Source organism: Pseudomonas sp. KB_12 (genome assembly GCF_052114545.1).
Classification (GTDB): Bacteria; Pseudomonadota; Gammaproteobacteria; order Pseudomonadales; family Pseudomonadaceae; genus Aquipseudomonas; species Aquipseudomonas brassicacearum.
The window spans coordinates 56257-74367 of the sequence record NZ_JBFREY010000013.1; the positions used below are offsets into that span (position 1 = coordinate 56257).

The 18111-nt window shown below is 60.0% G+C and carries 14 protein-coding genes; 6 read left to right on the top strand and 8 right to left on the bottom strand.

Annotated features, from left to right (window positions below; genetic code table 11):
* Window positions 1-48 precede the first annotated feature (48 nt).
* Window positions 49-3129: an efflux RND transporter permease subunit gene (locus AB4Z20_RS12785; protein ID WP_442090033.1), complete on the bottom strand. Its 3081-nt coding sequence runs from the start codon at window positions 3127-3129 to the stop codon at window positions 49-51.
* On the bottom strand, window positions 3126-4235 hold the full coding sequence (locus AB4Z20_RS12790; RefSeq protein WP_442090034.1) for an efflux RND transporter periplasmic adaptor subunit: 1110 nt from the start codon (window positions 4233-4235) through the stop codon (window positions 3126-3128). The genes AB4Z20_RS12785 and AB4Z20_RS12790 overlap by 4 nt, the downstream gene beginning before the upstream one ends.
* Before the next feature lie 209 nt (window positions 4236-4444).
* On the opposite strand from AB4Z20_RS12790, the gene AB4Z20_RS12795 reads away from it, so the two are divergent.
* Window positions 4445-5905, top strand: a complete 1461-nt coding sequence (locus tag AB4Z20_RS12795) for an efflux transporter outer membrane subunit (protein WP_442090035.1) — start codon at window positions 4445-4447, stop codon at window positions 5903-5905.
* A gap of 63 nt (window positions 5906-5968) precedes the next feature.
* Window positions 5969-6754, top strand: a complete 786-nt coding sequence (locus AB4Z20_RS12800; protein WP_258688181.1) for an SDR family NAD(P)-dependent oxidoreductase — start codon at window positions 5969-5971, stop codon at window positions 6752-6754.
* Window positions 6755-6821: 67 nt separating this feature from the next.
* Here the strand turns inward: AB4Z20_RS12800 and AB4Z20_RS12805 are convergent, their stop codons facing one another.
* From AB4Z20_RS12805 to AB4Z20_RS12820, 4 genes are all read right to left on the bottom strand, one after another.
* Window positions 6822-8093 (bottom strand): OmpP1/FadL family transporter, encoded by a 1272-nt coding sequence (locus tag AB4Z20_RS12805; RefSeq protein WP_442090036.1) that lies wholly within the window; start codon window positions 8091-8093, stop codon window positions 6822-6824.
* A 51-nt stretch (window positions 8094-8144) separates the two neighbouring features.
* Window positions 8145-8924: a thioesterase family protein gene (locus AB4Z20_RS12810; RefSeq protein WP_442090037.1), complete on the bottom strand. Its 780-nt coding sequence runs from the start codon at window positions 8922-8924 to the stop codon at window positions 8145-8147.
* A 170-nt stretch (window positions 8925-9094) separates the two neighbouring features.
* Window positions 9095-9715, bottom strand: a complete 621-nt coding sequence (locus AB4Z20_RS12815) for a TetR/AcrR family transcriptional regulator (RefSeq protein WP_003202289.1) — start codon at window positions 9713-9715, stop codon at window positions 9095-9097.
* Between the two features lie 197 nt (window positions 9716-9912).
* Window positions 9913-10791: an NmrA family NAD(P)-binding protein gene (locus tag AB4Z20_RS12820; RefSeq protein ID WP_053180084.1), complete on the bottom strand. Its 879-nt coding sequence runs from the start codon at window positions 10789-10791 to the stop codon at window positions 9913-9915.
* Window positions 10792-10909: 118 nt separating this feature from the next.
* On the opposite strand from AB4Z20_RS12820, the gene AB4Z20_RS12825 reads away from it, so the two are divergent.
* Entirely contained in the window at window positions 10910-11848 is a 939-nt protein-coding gene (locus AB4Z20_RS12825) for an AraC family transcriptional regulator (protein WP_253475153.1), read from the top strand.
* Between the two features lie 37 nt (window positions 11849-11885).
* On the opposite strand, the gene AB4Z20_RS12830 is transcribed toward AB4Z20_RS12825, so the two are convergent.
* Window positions 11886-12311, bottom strand: coding sequence for a VOC family protein (locus AB4Z20_RS12830; RefSeq protein WP_018601473.1), 426 nt, complete (start codon window positions 12309-12311; stop codon window positions 11886-11888).
* 101 nt (window positions 12312-12412) lie between these two features.
* Between AB4Z20_RS12830 and AB4Z20_RS12835 the strand changes: the two genes are divergently transcribed.
* Window positions 12413-13300, top strand: coding sequence for a LysR substrate-binding domain-containing protein (locus tag AB4Z20_RS12835; RefSeq protein ID WP_253475158.1), 888 nt, complete (start codon window positions 12413-12415; stop codon window positions 13298-13300).
* Between the two features lie 34 nt (window positions 13301-13334).
* On the opposite strand, the gene AB4Z20_RS12840 is transcribed toward AB4Z20_RS12835, so the two are convergent.
* The gene (locus tag AB4Z20_RS12840; RefSeq protein WP_258688190.1) at window positions 13335-15272 is read right to left on the bottom strand and encodes a GGDEF domain-containing protein; all 1938 of its coding nucleotides are present in this window, start codon (window positions 15270-15272) and stop codon (window positions 13335-13337) included.
* 447 nt (window positions 15273-15719) lie between these two features.
* Between AB4Z20_RS12840 and AB4Z20_RS12845 the strand changes: the two genes are divergently transcribed.
* Entirely contained in the window at window positions 15720-16484 is a 765-nt protein-coding gene (locus AB4Z20_RS12845) for a substrate-binding periplasmic protein (protein WP_442090038.1), read from the top strand.
* Window positions 16485-16843: 359 nt separating this feature from the next.
* Window positions 16844-18097, top strand: coding sequence for a multidrug efflux RND transporter periplasmic adaptor subunit MexE (mexE, locus tag AB4Z20_RS12850; RefSeq protein ID WP_092142931.1), 1254 nt, complete (start codon window positions 16844-16846; stop codon window positions 18095-18097).
* Window positions 18098-18111: the final 14 nt, after the last annotated feature.

An 18111-nucleotide genomic window follows, 5' to 3' on the forward strand; every position in this document is an offset into this window, starting at 1 on the left:
CCTCTTCATATCTCAGTCGATGTTCACTAAAAAGCACAAGTGCGCTGCTTAAGCCTGCACAGCTGTCTGAGCGTGCGCTGAAGGGTCAGGACGGATCCTGAACCAGATGGAATACATCGCCGGCAGGAACACCAGCGTCATGATGGTGCCAACGAACGTGCCGCCGATCAGCGTGTAGGCCAGCGTCCCCCAGAACACCGAATGCGTCAGCGGAATGAAGGCCAGGATCGCCGCCAGCGCCGTCAGCAGTACCGGGCGGGCCCGTTGAACCGTGGCTTCGATGACCGCGTGGAACGGGTCCAGCCCTTCCTGTTTGTTGTGATGGATCTGCCCGATCAGGATCAGTGTGTTGCGCATCAGGATGCCCGAGAGTGCGATCAGGCCGACCAAGGCGTTGATCCCGAACGGCTGCTGGAAAATCAGCAGGGTCGGCACCACCCCAATCAGGCCCAGCGGTGCGGTGAGGAACACCATGATCATTGCCGAGATCGAACGCACCTGCGCGATGATGATCAGCAGCGTCAGGGCCACCATGATCGGCACCAGCGGCACGATCGCCTTGCCGGCCTTGCCCGACTCCTCGATGGCGCCCGCCTGCTCGATCCGGTAGCCGCTCGGCAGCGTCTCGATGACCGGCTGCAGTGCCTTCATGATCGCGCTCGAAACGTCCGGTGGCTGCAAGCCTTCGGCAATGTCGCCGCGTACGGTAATGGTCGGGGTGCGATCACGACGACGAAGAATCGGATCCTCCATGCGCACATCCACTTCACCCACCTGGGACAACGGAATGCGCTGGCCCGCCGCGCCCACCAGGGTGAACCCTTCGATCCTGGCCGGATCGAGGCGAATGTCACCGGCAGCACGACCGACCACCTGCACCGAACGGATGTCCTCGCGAACCGCCGTGATCGGCACCCCCGCGAGCAGGAACTGCAATTGCTGCGCGACGGCATTTGACGTCAGGCCGACCGCCTGCAAACGATCCTGGTCCAGGGTGAAATGCAACGTCGGCGCCAGTTGTCCCCAGTCGGTATTGACGGTTCGCATCAGCGGGCTCGCCTGCATGACATCCTGGACCCGGCCCGCGATCTCGCGCAATTTCGACGGATCAGGCCCCATCACCCGGTAGGCAACCGGAAATGGCGAGTACGGACCGAACACCAGTTGCGTCACCCGGATCCGCGCTTCTGGGGCTAGCCCCTCGGCAGCCGCCTCACGGAGACGGAACTTGAGGATCTCGCGCGCTTCCTGGCTGTCGGTCAATACCACGATCTTGGCAAACGAAGGATCGGGCAGTTCCGGTGCCATCGCCAAATAGAAGCGTGGCGCGCCTTGGCCGATGTAGGCCGTGACGATTTTTGCCTCATCCTGTTTTTGCAACCAGGCCTCGACCTTGGCGGTGGCGGCGCTGGTCTGCTCGATAGAGGTTCCATAGGGCATCTGTACCTCGACCATCACCTCGGGACGGTCGGAGGTCGGGAAGAACTGTTTCTTGACCAGCCCCATGCCGAGAATCGCCACGACAAATGTCGCGATCACGGTGCCGGCCACCCACCACTTGCGCGCGATGACGCGGGTCAGGACCTGACGGAAACGATTGTAGTGGCGGGTGTTGTAGATGGCTGCGTGACCGCCCTCGACCGGCTTGATGTCCGGCAACAGCTTCACCCCCAAGTAAGGGGTGAAGGCCACCGCCACCACCCAGGAAGCGATCAGGGCAATGCCGACGATCCAGAACATGTTGCTGGTGTACTCACCGGCGGTCGACTGGGCGAAGCCGTTAGGCATGAATCCGATGGCCGTCACCAGCGTGCCGGACAGCATCGGCGCAGCCGTATGGCTCCAGGCATACGCGGAGGCCTTGATCCGGTCGTAGCCCTCCTCCATCTTCACCACCATCATCTCGATAGCGATGATGGCGTCGTCCACCAACAGCCCAAGTGCCAGGATCAACGAGCCCAGGGTGATCCGGTCGAAGTTCTTTCCGGTGGCCGCCATCACCACAAACACTATCGCCAGTGTCAACGGTACGGCGGCTGCGACCACAACGCCTACACGCCAGCCCATGCTGAGAAAGCAAACGAGCATTACGACCAGCAGCGCGACAAAAAACTTGACCATGAACTCGCCGACGGCCGAGTCAATGTTCACGGCTTGATCGGTGACCTTGGTCAACGTCATGCCCAGCGGCATGCCTTCATTGATCCTGGCCGTCTCCGCGTCCAGGGCCTTGCCCAGGTCCAGGCCGTTCCAGCCCTCGCGCATCACGACGCCCAGCAACAGCGCTTCTTCGCCGTTATTGCGCACCAGGAAGGTGGCCGGATCTTCATAACCACGCTCAACGGTCGCGACGTCCGAGAGCTTGAGCGTGCGACCTTGAATCGCCAGGGGCGTGTCACGGATTTTTGCCAGTTTATCGAAGGCACCGTCTACCCGGAGCAAGACCTGTGGCCCGTTGGTTTCGATGGAACCGGCGGGCGTGAGTACGTTCTGGCTGTTCAGCGCGGCGAAGATGTCCTGGGGCGAAACGCCCAAAGTGGCCAGCCGGTCATGGGAGAAGGAGACAAAGATGCGTTCGGCCTGCTCGCCGATGATGTTGACCTTTTTCACACCCGCCACGTGCAACAGGCGTTGGCGCAACGCTTCAGCATCGCGCACCAGCAACCGTTGTGGCTCGCCTTTGGCTTTCAGGGCGAAAAGCGCGAACGTCACATCGGAAAACTCATCATTGACCATCGGCCCAATCACGCCCGCTGGCAACTTGAGTGCTTCGTCCTGGAGCTTTTTGCGCGCCTGGTAGAACTCCTCCTGCACTTGCGAAGGTGGCGTGCGATCGACCAGCGACACCATGGTGAAAGCCAGGCCCGGACGGGTGTAGGTTTCCGTGCGGTCGTACCACTTCAGCTCTTGCAGGCGCTTTTCAAGCGGTTCGGCGACCTGGTCCTGCATCTCCTGGGCGGTCGCGCCTGGCCATGCCGTGATGACGGTCAACTGCTTGACCGTAAACGGTGGGTCCTCGGCACGTCCCAGTTGGAAGAACGCCAAGGTGCCTGCGACGGCAATCAGAAAGATCAGGAACACGGTAATGGAGCGCTCGCGAACAGCGAGTGCCGACAGGTTGAGGCTCATGGACGGCCCCCGGCAACCTTCACGTCACCCGGTTGAGCCAGCCGCACTTGCTCACCTTCACGCAACAGGTGGGCGCCGAGCCCGACAATACGCTCGCCCACATTGAGCTTGCCGGCGACTCGCGCAGCGTCATCGCTCAAACTCAGGATTTGCACAGGTCGCCAGGTGACTTTCGCCGGTTCCCCGTCTATGACCCACACGCCGGTGCCGGTGCCCGGGTCAAAAACGGCAGCGATCGGCACTTGCAGCGCCTGCCGTTGCGCGCTGTCTTCGGCGATGCGAAGGGTGACGGTCGAACCCAGCGGCGCAGTGGCCAGCGCGCCCTCCAGCACATACCGAGCCTCGAAGGTACGCGTCACACGATCAGCCGAATCCGACAGCAGCCTCAGCTTCGCGGTGACCGCCCTCGTGGTAACGCCATAAAGCGTCGCCTGTGCGGCGGAGCCTGCGGCAGGCCGCAAGGTCTCGGGCAATTGCACAACGGCTTCACGCTGCCCTGCCCGCGCCAGTCGAACCACGGTTTGCCCGGGGCTGACGACTTGCCCAGGCTCGGCGAGCGTGTCCATCACCACGCCGTCGGCATCGGCGAGCAACACGGCATAACCAGACGCGTTCTGGGCGACGTCGGCCTGCGCTTGTGCGGCGCTCAGTTGTGCCTTGGCGGTATCGGCAGCGGCTTTGATCTGATCGTAGCCCGATGCAGAAATAGCACCTGCGGCGACCAGGTCGCGATAGCGTGCCTCGTCATCGGCGGTCTGCTTGGCCCGGGCCCGGGCGGCAGCGACCGCCTCTTGTTGGGCTCGCGCCTGCAGCCCCAGGTCGATGGGGTCGAGGCGCATCAACGGCTGCCCCCGTTTGACGGCCTGCCCGCTATCGACCAGGCGCTCAAGCACCTTGCCCGCTACCCGAAAGCCCAGGTCGCTCTGGACCCGAGCCGCCACGACGCCGGTAAAAGATCGCGAGAGATCAGACGAACCCTGGACTTCAGAGACCCGTACCAAGGGCGCAAGCGTGCGTGGATCTTTAGCGGTGGATGAGTCGCCACACGCCGTCAGGACGAGAGGCAACAAGCAAACGGCAAAGGTGACAGGTCGAAGCCGGAGCATAGGTTCCCTTTTGGGCAGATAGGACAGGAGCCTCATTCTCAATCTAGTGACCATTACTGTCAATCGTCACAAGCCATCACATTGCATTGGTTGCAGCAATGCTTGTCGATTAACAGATCATATTGCCGCTGCGTCCTATGAGTGTTCATTGACAGATTGTGACCACAATATAATATGGTCACAAACCATCCATGGCTCCAGGAGTCTCAATGTCGCCCCTCCACCCCGCCGCTTTGCTGGTGAGCTTCAGCTTGATGACAGGTTGCACGGTCGGTCCGGACTACCAGCGTCCGGACGCTGCGCTGGCGCATCGTTACCTGGGCCAGGCGTCTGTCGAGCAGAGGTCTGCAGCGACATCGGCCAGCCTCGTCACGTGGTGGGAAGGCTTTGCTGACCCAGTGCTCAGCGACCTGATTGCCCAGGCACTTGAGCAGAACCTGGACCTGGCGCAGGCTTCGGCCCGTGTCACCCAGGCACGAGCAGGCCTGGGTGCTGCAAATGCCGCGTTATTGCCCTCTGGAAACATCAACGGCCAGGCCGCGCGCTCATACCAATCCGTGGAAACTCCCCTTGGCCAAGTGCTGAACTCGACACCCGGATACAATCGATACGGGAACGCCTACGAACTCAATGTGGGGGCCAGCTGGGAAATCGACCTCTTCGGCGGCCTGCGCCGTGGACGCGAGGCCGCATTGGCCCAATACCAAGCTAGCGAGGCAGGCGTCGCGGCGACACGACTGGTCGTTGCCGCGCAGACCGCCGATCTCTACATCACTGCCCGCGGGTTGCAGGCGCGGCTGGACATCGCCAATCGACAAGTCAAGACGCAGCAGGATCTGTTGGAGAAAGCCCAACTCCTCTACAGCAAGGGCCTTGCGGCCAGCTATCAGGTTCATCAGGTCGAGGGCGCCCTGTCACAGGTCCAGGCGACGGTGCCCGTGCTGCAGACCGGCCTGGACGCTGCCATGAATGCGCTAGATGTCATGCTTGGCACGTCGCCCGGTACCCATCGCACGCAACTGGCGAACGGACGAAGCATCCCTCTGGCGCCACAGATAACGACCATGGGCACCCCCGCTGACCTGCTGCGCCGCCGACCAGACCTGATCGTGGCCGAGCGCCGTCTTGCCGCCTCCAATGCACGTATCGGCGAAGCCGTCGCTGAGTACTACCCGAAATTCTCCCTCAGTGCGTTGCTGGGCAGTGCCACAGCGGTTTCCGCGGGCAACCTGTTCACCGGCGACGCCAGCCAGGCGGTTGGCGCTCTGGGCCTGCGCTGGAGACTCTTCGACTTTGGCCGCATCAATGCGCAAATCGATCAGGCCAAGGGCCAGGAAGCCGAAGCACTGGCGGCTTACCGCCAGTCCGCATTGCGCGCCACCGAGGACGTCGAGAACGCCTTCTCCGCGCTGGTGAATCGAGAATCCCAGGCGAGCACCCTCACCCAGGGCGAAACCTCGCTGACGCAGGCCCGCCAATCGTCATTCATTGCCTATCAGAAAGGCACAGCCAGCCTGATCGATGTCCTGAATGCCGATGCGACGCTGCTGCAAGTCTCCGATGCACGGGCGCAAGCACGCACAGAATCGGCACGGGCGGCGGTGGCCGCATTCAGGGCGCTCGGTGGTGGCTGGCAGCCTCCTGAGGCCCAGCCGGTGGCGACTCGCTGAGTTGACCAAATCACCCAACGCTTGCAGCCCTTCTCCTTCAGCTCACAACCAGAGACCAACGACATGAAACCGAACGAACGCTCCTGGGTGCTCATCACTGGCGCCTCAAGCGGATTTGGCGAAGAGTTTGCCCGGCAATACGCAGCACAAGGGAAATCGCTCGTCCTGGTAGCGCGCAGGCTGGATAAGCTCGAAGCGTTATCCGCTCAGTTGCGCGAACGCTTCGCCATTGATGTGCTCGTCGAGCAAGTAGACCTGTCGTCGATCCCCGCGGTCATCGAACTGCATAAGCGTCTGAGCGAGCGAAAAATAGTGGTCGATGTGCTCATCAACAATGCGGGACATGGACTGCAAGGGCCTTTTCTGGATCAGCCTCTGGATCGTTCCCTGGCCATGATTGATCTGGATATCGCCAGCCTGACGGCCCTGACTCACGTCTTCGCGGCAGACATGCGAGTCCGCAAGCGTGGACACATCCTGATGGTCGCCAGCCTGCTGTCTTTTCAAGGCGTGAAGAATTTTGCCGTTTACTCTGCCGCTAAAGCTTACGTGCTGCGCTTCTCTGATGCGTTGCATCGTGAACTCAAAAGCGACGGCGTCATCGTGACGGCACTTTGTCCAGGGATGTCGGATACAGGGTTTGCGCAAAGCGCCAGGCAAACGATTACGCCAGCCTTGAAAATGGTCATGATGCAGCCACAACCCGTGGTCCGCGCAGGCATTCGAGCACTGCAAGCCGGACGATTGAGTGTCGTGCCGGGCTTTGGCAACAAGGCAATGACCGTCCTGACCTGGGCCACGCCGCGTCGGTTTCACCAAGGTCTCATGGCACGCATCATGGGAGCCTGAAAGGATGGCGAAGCGCTCTGAAAGCCGGGAGTCAGCCTATACTCCCGGCCGGTAAAGCGGCACTCGATCAGAAGCGATAGCTAACGGAAGTACCCAGGCCGCTCGCACTGTTCCTGTACTTGGAGCTGTAGGCACCTCGGGCTGGCGGGGTTTCGTTGACCCGTACGCTCTCCTCCCACAGATAGGAATAAGCGACGTCGATCGTGACGTTGTCCACTGGCGTCCAGCCGGCGCCGAAACTGACGATTTTTCGGTCGCCAGTAGGAATCCGTGGCCCACGGTTGGTGTTGTTGGCGGGCGACTGGTCGACCGAGAAGCCTGCGCGTAACACCCACTGGCTGTTCAACTGATACGCCGTGCCAATGGCGTGAGCCCACGTGTCGTGCCAGTTCTGCTCTTCGGTAATGGTGCCCAGYGCACCGCTCAATAAAGGTGGCAAGCCCGTATTCTCGATGGTCAGCTCCTTGAAGCGACTCCAGCGTGTCCAGGTGCTGCCCGCGTACAGGGTCCAGTCGTTGTCGAGCTGGTGCGTCACCGAGAAGTCCACGGACTCCGGGGTGTCCACATCCAGTGAAGCATCATAGCTGCGCCCGCTAAGCCCTATCACACTGAAGATGCCGTTACTGACCTTGGTCTTGGCGTCCAGGTGGTAGCTGACCTTGGAATGGTAGGTCAAGCCCACACGGGTTCGATCCGTCGCCTGCACCAGCACTCCGGCATTGAAACCAAGGGCCGTATCGTCGCCGTTGCTTTTGAGTTTTCCATCATTGCGACCCGGACTCAGTGGGTTGGGCACTGTGCCGGTTATCTCGCCACTGATACGGTTGACCGTCGGACCGAACCCGATCGAAACCCTGTCATTGAAGGCATAGCTGATGGTGGGCTGGAACGTGAGCGTCGTGACCTCGCTTTTGTTGCCGTAATAGCGCCCGGCAAAGTCGCTGCCGTAATCGGTAATCAGGCCGAACGGCACATAGAAACCCACGCCGAACGCCCAATGTTCATCGATGGGCTTGACGTAGTAACCCATGGGTACGGTGGTCGTGGGCACGACGTCGCCGTCCTCCTGGCCGCCAAAGGTACTGCGGGTCTGGCTGATGTCATTCTTCGCGAAGAGCGTCGCCGCCCCCAGGCTCACCTGCTCTGATTTCAGACGAGACATGCCCGCGGGGTTGCCGAAGACGGTGCTCGCGTCCTCGGCCGAGGACGAGCGACCGGCAAACCCCGATCCCATCCCGCTGATGCTCTGTTCATTGAGGGCAAAACCGCTTGCAAGCGCATGAGAAGTGGCGAACGCAACGACGAGGCCCACGGGGGCCTTGAGTATTATTTTTTTCATTATTGGGACTCTGGATTGGAACTCTGGGGGCTGCAGCCTGGGTTGTTTGGACTAGGTAAAAATCGCCACCGTCTGGCGCGCCCAAAGCACGCGGCGGCCGCTTTCGTCCCATATTTCCATGTCCTGTAGCGAGTACCCTTCCAGTGCCTGCTGGCTGAAAGAGCTGACAAGAAACCATTCGCCGACAGCGGCTGGCTGCGGCAGGTCAATCATCCAGGACGCGGAGCTGATAGCGGCGGGTTCGGTAAAGCAGGTCATGGCCGCCGGCGGCAAACTGTCAGCCAGTGCAATCAGGGCAACGGCCGGGTCCACGCCCTGGGCATCCAGATGGCGTACCCACATCAATAATTCGGGACTTTCAGCACCGGACACCGGCAGCGAACCGCCCGCAGGACGCATCTCGAAGTTATAAGCACAGGCCGGAGCAATCTTGCTGTCCAGCGCCAGGGTGGCGTAGTGGGACGGTCCCGCCACAAACGGCCGGCCCCAGGAGTCGTGCGCAATCCTGCTCGCCCGGGGCTGGGCGAACAGCAGGATCGTGCGCAACGCCAGGTCATCACCCGACAGACAGTCGACTGATACCGAGGTGACTGATCGCCCTTGGCGCAACACGCTTACATCGAACGTCTGGGCCTGTGTCACCGGGGCGATGAACGACACCTGGGCGGACTTGAACGCAGGGAAGTCCGCCGGACGTTCCCGCAAGACCGCCTGCAACGACAACGCCGCTGAAAGCCCGCCAAAGATGGTACGACGTTGCTGCCAGTTGGGCGGAGAAACAAAGGGGGCGTCTGGATCGAATTGCTGCAGCAGTTTGGCAAAGCTCGTCATACCGACGCCCCAGGCTAAGAGCAGATGCGTCATATTTATTCATGTGACCATTTGTGTCAATAGTCACGAACTGGATAAATAAAGGCGACCATCAGCCGCTGGAGCAAGAGGTGAATCGGATGGGTAAAGGCGTCGCCTGCGATGGCCTGGGTGCAATCTTCAGCCACAGCTCAAGGCATGAGGCTGCGCAAGATCAGGTTGCAGGTGAGCGTGGGGGCAACCTCGACGTAATCGAGGCTGTACTGCAGCAGCAAGGGATTGACGAAAGGCCGCAGCGCCAGATGGATCGCGTCTACGGTTTCGTCCAGTGGCGTCTTGCGTTCGAACTCGCCCAATTCCCGTCCCTCGCGCACGATTTGCAACACGAAACTCTTGATCCGAGCGTTATAGACTTGCGAACTGGGCCATTGCTCCGACGCGGAAAACGCCGCAATGTCATAGAGCTTGCGATCATTGAAAAACAGATTTACGCCTGTGGTGATCAGGGCCTTGACCAGGCGGCGAAAACGCTCCGTCGCTGAAAGCCCGTCTTCGCTGATGGCCTGCTCCACCGCCGCGACGATTTCTGCCAGGCACTGGCTGCAGATGGCCTCGCCAATCGCCTGCTTGGAGTCGAAGAACTTGTAGATGTAGGCCTTGGAGAACCCGATGGCCTTGGCCAGGTCGGACACCGTGGTCTTGCCATAGCCGTATTGACTGAAATGCTCGTTGGCCGCCGCGACAATCTGGTTTCGAATGTCGTGATCGGCGGGGCCGCGGGTGCTGGGCGAAGGTATTGAGGGCTGGTTCATGGGAGCAGCTTACGCATCCTGAGGAGGGTTGACAATCCGTGACCAAATTGTAATTTAGTCATAAACCGCTCAAGACTCATGAATGGCATTCGCATGTATTTGCCTATTTTCCCATCTAGCCTCTGGCCAGACCGATACCTATCGCTGAGAGCCTTATTTCGATATTGGAGAGGATGCAACGACAGAGGCCGAAACATTCAACGCAGTACCGCAGGCTTGAGCACCTCCTCGCACCACTGACGGAAATGAGTCGGCGTGGTCGATTGAGGCGTTCGCAATTGAGCCTTATCGAGTCCATTGTTCTTCGCGACCATCATATCCAGCACACCCTGCGCCATTGCGGGCGACATGCCAGCCCCCAGCAAGCCATCCTTGAAATCGTTGTAGGCCACTTGCTGGAAACGCACAGGTTTGCCCAGCACCTCGGAAATGATTTGCGCCATGTCATTGAACGACACGTCCTCAGGACCCAGTACGGGCACGTCGTCGTAACCGGTCCAGTCTCGGTCCATCAACAGCTTGGCAGCAACGGCGGCGATGTCGCGAGTGGCGCAGGTGGGCAGTTTCAGATCCCCTGACACTGGCGAGTAAAACACCCCCGCGTCTCTGATGGAGTCAACATGGCGCAGGATGTTGTCCATGAACGTCGGCATCGCCAGTGCACGATAATTTACCCCTGTGCTGGCGATGAGATCATCCATCGCCAGAGAGGCTGACACCAGGCCGGCATTACCTGCAACCCCGCGCCCCAGGCCGGAGACACCGACAACATGTCCGACAGCATGGCGCTTGATCGCGCGACAAGCCGCCTGGCTGAAGTCCAGGTAAGCCGCCTCGACACTGAGCGCACGAGGATCAGGGGGAACCAGCCAGAACACCGAGTCGGCGCCTCGAAAAGCACGATCGACAACCTCGTCATCGCTGTGAGAACCCGCAACGACTTCGACGCGCTCCAGGGTATGCGCGGGCAGCCGCGAAGGATCGCGGGCTATCACACGAACCGACGCACGTTCAGCGAGAAGCCGTTCAAGCACCTGGCTACCAATATTACTGGTTGGGGCGGTGACAACTATCATGATGCACTCCATTCGACAGGCCGTATCAACAGGCCTGAGTGCGCACACAGTAGTCGCGAGGATCGATACGATCTATGCTCCAGCGTCCCAAGTTTCTTTGCCATCGTCCGGAATGCCCATGGATCCGCTTTCAGACCTCCTCTCGCTCTTCAGGCCACACAGTTACTCCTCCGCGGGGTTGGACGCTGGCGGAGAATGGGCAATTCAGTTCAGCACCTTTGACGCCAACAAATTCAATGCCGTTATTTCCGGCCGGTGCTGGCTGGTCATGGACGGCATTCCCGAGCCTATAAGGCTGGAGACCGGCGATTGCTTCCTGATACCCGCAGGGGGACGACGGTTTCGCCTGGCTAGCGATCTCGCCTTGCCCACCGTCGATGCCAGCAACCTCTTTCCTGCGACTCGTGCCGACGGCATCGTGACCTACAACGGCGGTGGCGATTGTTTTCTTGCCGGCAGTCGTTTTACGTTAGCCGCCGAACATGCCCAGTTCCTCATGGGCCAGCTCCCGCCTATCGTGCACATTCGCAACAGCTCGGCGCAGGCCGATCTGCGCTGGTCACTGGAGCGGATGCGATACGAATTGCGCGAAAACCAACCGGGAGGTTCATTACTCGTCAAGCACCTGGCGCACATCATGCTGATTCAGGCCCTGCGAGCGCACCTCGCGCAAGGAGCAACAGAGCATGTCGGTTGGTTTTACGCCTTGGCCGATAGAACCATCGGGACCGCGATCGAAGCCATGCATAGTCAACCCTCCCATCGCTGGACGTTGCAGGCATTAGCCAAGCGCGCCGGACTATCGCGGTCCAGCTTTGCTCTCAGGTTCAAGGCGAAGGTCGGCACCTCACCCATGGAATACCTGGGACGTTGGCGAATGCTGCTGGCGGCGGACAAGTTGTTGAATGCCAACGACTCGATATCATCCATCGCCTTGTCACTCGGTTATGAGTCGGACAGCGCGTTCAGCACCGCTTTCAAACGCATCATGGGGTGTTCGCCCCGGCTCTACGCGGCACGAATGGCAAACCCCGCGCAGAATCAGCTGCTCCCTTGACATCAAAAGGCACAACACCATCGTGCCTTTGTTTTGATCATTTCGCGAAAAGCTGGCTCATATCCTTGAACGCCTTGAATTCCAGCGCATTACCGCAAGGATCGAACAGAAACATCGTGGCCTGCTCCCCCACCTGCCCTTTGAAACGTATGTAAGGCTCGATCACAAACTCGGTGCCAAAGGATTTCAGCCGCTCGGCCAGCGCCTCCCACTCCTGCCAACCCAGAATGATGCCGAAGTGAGGCACCGGCACGTCGTGCCCATCTACCGGGTTGCTGTGGACACTCTCTTGGGAAGCGGTCTTTGGCTGTTCATGAATAACCAACTGATGACCGTAGAAGTTGAAGTCGACCCAGTGGGCGCTGGAGCGGCCCTCTTGCAACCCAAACACCTCGCCATAAAAGGCCCGAGCGCCTGGAAGGTCATAAACAGGGATTGCGAGGTGGAAGGGAGAAAGGCTCATCAGGGCTCCTGCTGCTTTTGTAAGGACCGGGCCATCGTAAGGCCGGGCTAAAAACAAGAAAAACAATATATTTCTCTCAGTAACACAATTAATATTTGTGAATGATCAAAGAACTCAAGACCCTTATCGCCGTAGCACGGGAAGGTACTTTCGCTGCCGCAGGCAATAAAATCGGCCTCACCCAGGCGGCGGTCAGCGCGCAGATCCAGCGTCTGGAGGCCGAGCTTGGCTTCGAGATTTTCGACCGCAAGGGACGCTCGGCTCATCTCAATCGGATGGGCCATCAAATACTCTTGCAAGCCCAGGAATTGTTGCGCCTTTACGACAATCTTGGCGCGAGCCCTGCCGGGCTTGCCCCCAGTGTCCTGGTGAACATTGGCGCTATCGCTTCGGTGCAGCGCTCCTTCCTGCCAGACGCGCTCGCCAGGTTTCACCAGCAATGTCCGCAGTGCCGCACGCGGGTCCTTCCCGGCGTGTCGATGGAGTTGATCAACCTGGTGGATGCCGGCGAAATCGACATGGCCGCCATCATCCGCCCGCCTTTCTCGCTGCAAAGCGATCTGCGCTGGATGACGCTGGCGCTGGAGCCGTATCGACTGATCGTTCCGAGCGCGCTCCCCGGAGACGACTGGGCCGAACTGCTTGGCAGCCAACCCTTCATTCGTTATGACCGGGCGTCATTCGGCGGCCGGCAGGTGGACCGTTTCCTGCGCAAGATGCATTTCGCCTTGCATGAAGTCAGCGAGCTGGATGAACTGGAGGCCATCATCAAGCTGGTTGGAAACGGCGTCGGTGTGGCCCTGGTGCCGCAAACCGCGACCCACCGCAAATGGCCTGAGGGTGTACGCGCCCTCGACCTCGCGGAGCACACCTTCCACCGTGATGTCGGGCTCGTCCATCGAACTCGACCAAGCCTTGCCGAACCGGCGGAGATACTGGTGCAACTGATTGCGGCGCAAGCCCAGGCCGACGTTGGGCTCATCCCATAGTCCTGTCCGCAAAAGAACGCGTGGCGCACTTCCTTCAAACAATCTTCCTCACGAAGCTATCGGCCAATACCACCTGATTGCGGCCCCGCTCCTTGGCACTGTAAAGGGCTTGATCGGCCTGCTTGAGCAGTTCGTCTGCCGTCCCCTCCTTGATGAACGCCATCACTGCCAGGCCAATACTCACGGTCACCATGCCGAACGGTGACATTTCGTGGGGCAGTGCCAGGTCTTGCGTCGCTTGGCAAATGGCCTGGGCATGCTCCAAGGCCTTGTCGATCCCCGTGCTGGTGCTGGTGATGAGCACAAATTCCTCGCCGCCGTAACGCGCCAGCCGATCACCCGCCCGCTGGGCATGGGTCTTCAGTGCCTGGGCGACCCTGCGCAAGCAGTCGTCACCCGCCTGATGCCCGTAGTGGTCGTTATATTTCTTGAAATAGTCGACGTCGATCAGCATCAGTGACAGCACGGTGCCTGCACGCAAGCTGCGCCGCCATTCACTGTGCAGCACTTCATCGAAATAGCGACGATTGGCAATACCGGTCAAGCCGTCGGTGTTGCTCAGCTCATACAATTGTCGATTGGCTTTTTCGAGTTCGGCGGTGCGGCCCTGCACCTTGAGTTCCAGATGTTCATGGGCGTCCTGGACCCGCTCGACCATTTTGGCAAAGGCGCGGGCCAACTCACCGATTTCGTCAGAGGAGTGGGTTGGCAACTGCTGGGCACGCAGGCGCTCCTTGCTTATCCCAAGGAGTCGCGCCGCCTGGATCAAGCGGAACAGCGGCGCCGCCACCTGTTTTTGCAGAATGGAACGCAAGATGAAGATTTCCACCAACAGGGTCAGCAGCCCAAGAATAACCACGATCGCCAGGTTATCCAGCACCGCCGGGGTCATCAGCTTGCGCGGGTAATGGACAGCCAGCGCCCAAGGCGTATCGGCAATGAGGCCTATCGCGACGATGTCGTCTTGGGTCTGGACGATCCGCGCCTGGCCAGGCGCCAGCGCGGGAACGGCTTCGAGCAACGGGTAGTATTGAGCCATCTTGAGCGACTGGATGGATGCCTTGCCCTCGCTGCTCTTGACCTGTTCCATGACGCCCGGATGGTAGATCAGCGTGCCTTCATCATTGGCGATGAACAGTGTGCTATACGCACCGTGCATGGCGGGCTTGGCGGTACGTTTCATCAGCTCATCAAGCAGCACATCGACACACGCCAGGATACGGTGCTTGCCGGACCCATCGGCCACATCGGGCGTGGCGATGGTCGTCATCCAGGCATTGTTGGAGAAATCCCAATACATGCGGGTAAACAGTGTGTCGTTGCCGGGCGTGCCGAATCCGCGCTCATAGAACTCATAGGTTTCCAGCTTGAGGGCTTCGGGCCCCGAGTAGGTGAATACCTTGGCGATGTCGGCGTCCTGATAGATGGGGAAGCCTTTTTCGGGCACCACGCCGTAGAAATTGAATAGACGGCCCTTGGTGCTGGAACCGTACTTGTGGGACAGGATGTAGGACAGGGCAAAACGCGCCTTGGTGTCGTCGTTGGGCGCGATGTCAGGCGCGTAGGTCGCAGACATCTCGGCAAAGCGGCGCCCGTCGGCCAACGGCTGGCCTTCGAACAGCTGAGGGCGCTGCGTATAGGAGCCGTCTTCGTGACGGTAGAATATCTGCTGGAAGTCGTTCACCAGCCTGGCTTGCATGCCAGGGCGAGACAGGATTTCCTTGAACTCATTGAGAAAGTTCTGTTGCAGATCCTTGATTTCACGAAACGGCAAGGCTTCGCGCTGCAAGGACTGCTCGGTAGACAACAGCAACTGCCCGGTCACCTCTCTTTCGATCGAGGTCGAGTTGACATAATAGGAAATCGCCCCCGCGCTCAACGACACCAAGCCAATGCGGAATATGGCAAGACGCAGTGCGCGCGTGGTGAGCGAGTTCTTACGGGATACGACCTCAGGGGATTCTTGCACCATCTATCAACTTCCTTTACTGACCCCGCACCGAAACCTGCGATCCCCCTTTTATGCAGAGGGCGATGACGCTTGATCGGTAAAACTGGGTTACTGCCGAGGGCCAGAGATTTACCCCCTCTCAATATGTAACGGACCCGTTGCTCCGTTACTTGAGCGGTTTGCCGATAAATAAAGTGGGTGGACATTCCAATCATCCGCATGGGTGCTAACGGCCTTTGAATTAACCGCCTTGATCCGGTATCGACTCAAGGTTTTTATCGACGGGATGATCTATACCTTCAGAGACACGCGGTCAGGCCAATGCAACAGACTGACGTGTCCAGATAAACGACTGCGGCGAACCCGCGCGGGATGCGCCGCATCACATAAAATCGGCCTGCAGCACGCTGCTCCCGGCGCCGCCTCGTAGAATGACGCCCCCACTTTTCCATGCCTGAAGTATCGATCATGAGCCCGAGCAAACGCGTCTTGAATGCACCCACCAGAGCGCTATCCAGGCTTTGTCTGTTGTTACCGCTGTTGGTTGTCAGCAACGCACGCGGTGAACCCTTGGAGATAGAACTGCATATCCTCGACGCACCGCCGCTGACATTCGTCGACGACCCCAGGGGCCACGGAATCGTCGGCGATGTCGCCGTGGCGGCCATGACCAAGGCCGGGTATGCCGTGAAAATCCATGTGCTCCCCTGGGCCAGGGCACAAAAGCACGTCAGTGAAGAACATGACCACTTGATCACACCCCTCTCGCGCATCCCCACCCGCGAGGATCGCTTCACCTGGATCGCCTCGATCATGCCCATGGAGCGCGCTTTTTTCAGCCTTGAGCGGCGCGTGAGCAGCTTCGCCCAAGCGAAGGAAACCTACCGCAAGATCGGCGTCGGCCTGGGCAGCGCACAGGAAGATATCCTGCGCACCGAAGGGTTCAGCGATGAACAGATCTATCCGCTGGCCATTGGCGACAACCCCGCCCAAATGCTGTTGATGGGGCGTATCGATGCCTGGTTCAACGGCGTGCCGGAGAGTCTGTACATCTGGCCGAAGGTGTCCAAGCGCAAACTGCTCATGAGCAAGGTCGGCAGCAGCGCTGACCTTTACCTGGCCTGCTCGAAGCAATGCTCGCCAAAAATGGTCGAGGATTTGCGCGAAGCGGTTGAAGCGCTTCGCGCGGATGGGACAGTCAAGCGGGTCCATGATGTTTATTTGCCGCAGTAGACTGCAATCATCAATACATTTGATAGCAAGCGCTCTTACTCTCGTTCGACCGTAGGAGCTGTGTAGGAGCTGTCGAGTGCAACGAGGCTGCGATCTTTCCCCTGCCCATTGAGTCCAGAGCGAAAGATCAAGATCAAAAGATCGCAGGCTTCGCCAGCTCCTACAGAACCCCACGGGAGCAAGCTCCCTCGCCACGGCTTCCCTTGCTTTGTCCAAAGTGCCCCGCACTCCCGGACTAGAGGCCTTATCGATGGCTTATATCATTCTGAGTGATAGTTACCTTTGCTTCATTCGATTCGTTCCTCTGCCTTGCGCCACGCATCATCCGCCCATTCTCAATACATTGGCGGATGCTATCCATGGAACATTCACTTTCAAAACTGCGTTTTCCCCTCGCGCTGCTGGCGGTGCTGGTGATGAGCGCCTGCGGCAAGACTCCCGACACGGCAGCGTCCATGCCGCCGGCCAAAGTCAGTGTGGCCAAGGTATTGGAGCAACCTGTCAACGAATGGGATGAGTTCACCGGGCGCCTTGAAGCGCCGGAAACCGTCGAGATCCGCCCACGGGTTTCCGGGCAGATCGACGAAGTGGCCTTCACCGAAGGTGCACTGGTCAAGAAAGGCGACCTGTTGTTCCAGATCGACCCACGCCCCTTCCAGGCTGAAGTACGTCGTCTCGAAGCCCAACTGGCCCAAGCCCGCGCCACCGCCACCCGCAGCGAGAACGAAGCCCAGCGTGGCGAACGCCTGCGCTTGAGCAATGCCATTTCCGCCGAGCTGGCCGACTCGCGCACCAGCGCCGCCCAGGAAGCCCGCGCCGCCGCAGCGGCCATCCAGGCACAATTGGACCTGGCCAAGCTGAACCTGAGCTTCACCCGGGTGACCTCGCCCATCAGCGGTCGCGTCAGCCGGGCGGCCATCACCGCCGGCAACCTGGTGACCGCCGACGTCACCCCGCTCACCAGCGTGGTCTCCACGGACAAGGTCTACGCCTACTTCGATGCCGACGAACGTGTCTTCCTCAAGTACACCCAACTTGCCCGCCAGGGCCAGCGCGGCCAGGCCACACCGGTCTACATGGGCCTGTCCAACGAAGACGGCAACCCGCACCAGGGCCAGATGAACTTCGTTGACAACCAGGTCAACCCGCAGACCGGCACCATCCGCGGTCGCGCCGTGTTCGACAACAAGGACGGCGCCTACACCCCAGGCCTCTATGCCCGTCTGAAGCTGGTGGGCAGCGGCACTTACGCCGCCGTGCTGATCAACGACGAAGCCGTCGGCACCGACCTGGGCAAGAAATTCGTGCTGGTGATGGACGCCGAGAACAAGCCGGCCTATCGCGCCGTCGAACTGGGTCCGAAGATCGAAGGCCTGCGCATCGTGCGCAGCGGCCTGAGCAAGAACGACACCATCATCGTCAAAGGGCTGCAACGAGCTCGTCCAGGTGCACCGGTCACGCCTGAAACCGTGCCGATGGCCAGCGATGAAACCATCGCCGCCCTGGCACAACAACGTAAAGCGCTCGAAGCCAGCAACCTGCCCCAAGTCGCGCCATCCAAGGACGCGTCAGGGGCGGCAGGCAAATTGGCCGCTGCCACCCCACGCGGTTAAGGGACTGAATCCAA

Excerpts from the sequence above, each read along its gene's own strand:
- AB4Z20_RS12785 (WP_442090033.1), bottom strand. The coding sequence starts at position 3,129 with ATGAGCCTCAACCTGTCGGCACTCGCTGTTCGCGAGCGCTCCATTACC.
- AB4Z20_RS12790 (WP_442090034.1), bottom strand. The coding sequence starts at position 4,235 with ATGCTCCGGCTTCGACCTGTCACCTTTGCCGTTTGCTTGTTGCCTCTC.
- AB4Z20_RS12795 (WP_442090035.1), top strand. The coding sequence starts at position 4,445 with ATGTCGCCCCTCCACCCCGCCGCTTTGCTGGTGAGCTTCAGCTTGATG.
- AB4Z20_RS12800 (WP_258688181.1), top strand. The coding sequence starts at position 5,969 with ATGAAACCGAACGAACGCTCCTGGGTGCTCATCACTGGCGCCTCAAGC.
- AB4Z20_RS12810 (WP_442090037.1), bottom strand. The coding sequence starts at position 8,924 with ATGACGAGCTTTGCCAAACTGCTGCAGCAATTCGATCCAGACGCCCCC.
- AB4Z20_RS12815 (WP_003202289.1), bottom strand. The coding sequence starts at position 9,715 with ATGAACCAGCCCTCAATACCTTCGCCCAGCACCCGCGGCCCCGCCGAT.
- AB4Z20_RS12820 (WP_053180084.1), bottom strand. The coding sequence starts at position 10,791 with ATGATAGTTGTCACCGCCCCAACCAGTAATATTGGTAGCCAGGTGCTT.
- AB4Z20_RS12825 (WP_253475153.1), top strand. The coding sequence starts at position 10,910 with ATGGATCCGCTTTCAGACCTCCTCTCGCTCTTCAGGCCACACAGTTAC.
- AB4Z20_RS12830 (WP_018601473.1), bottom strand. The coding sequence starts at position 12,311 with ATGAGCCTTTCTCCCTTCCACCTCGCAATCCCTGTTTATGACCTTCCA.
- AB4Z20_RS12835 (WP_253475158.1), top strand. The coding sequence starts at position 12,413 with ATGATCAAAGAACTCAAGACCCTTATCGCCGTAGCACGGGAAGGTACT.
- AB4Z20_RS12840 (WP_258688190.1), bottom strand. The coding sequence starts at position 15,272 with ATGGTGCAAGAATCCCCTGAGGTCGTATCCCGTAAGAACTCGCTCACC.
- AB4Z20_RS12845 (WP_442090038.1), top strand. The coding sequence starts at position 15,720 with ATGAGCCCGAGCAAACGCGTCTTGAATGCACCCACCAGAGCGCTATCC.
- mexE (WP_092142931.1), top strand. The coding sequence starts at position 16,844 with ATGGAACATTCACTTTCAAAACTGCGTTTTCCCCTCGCGCTGCTGGCG.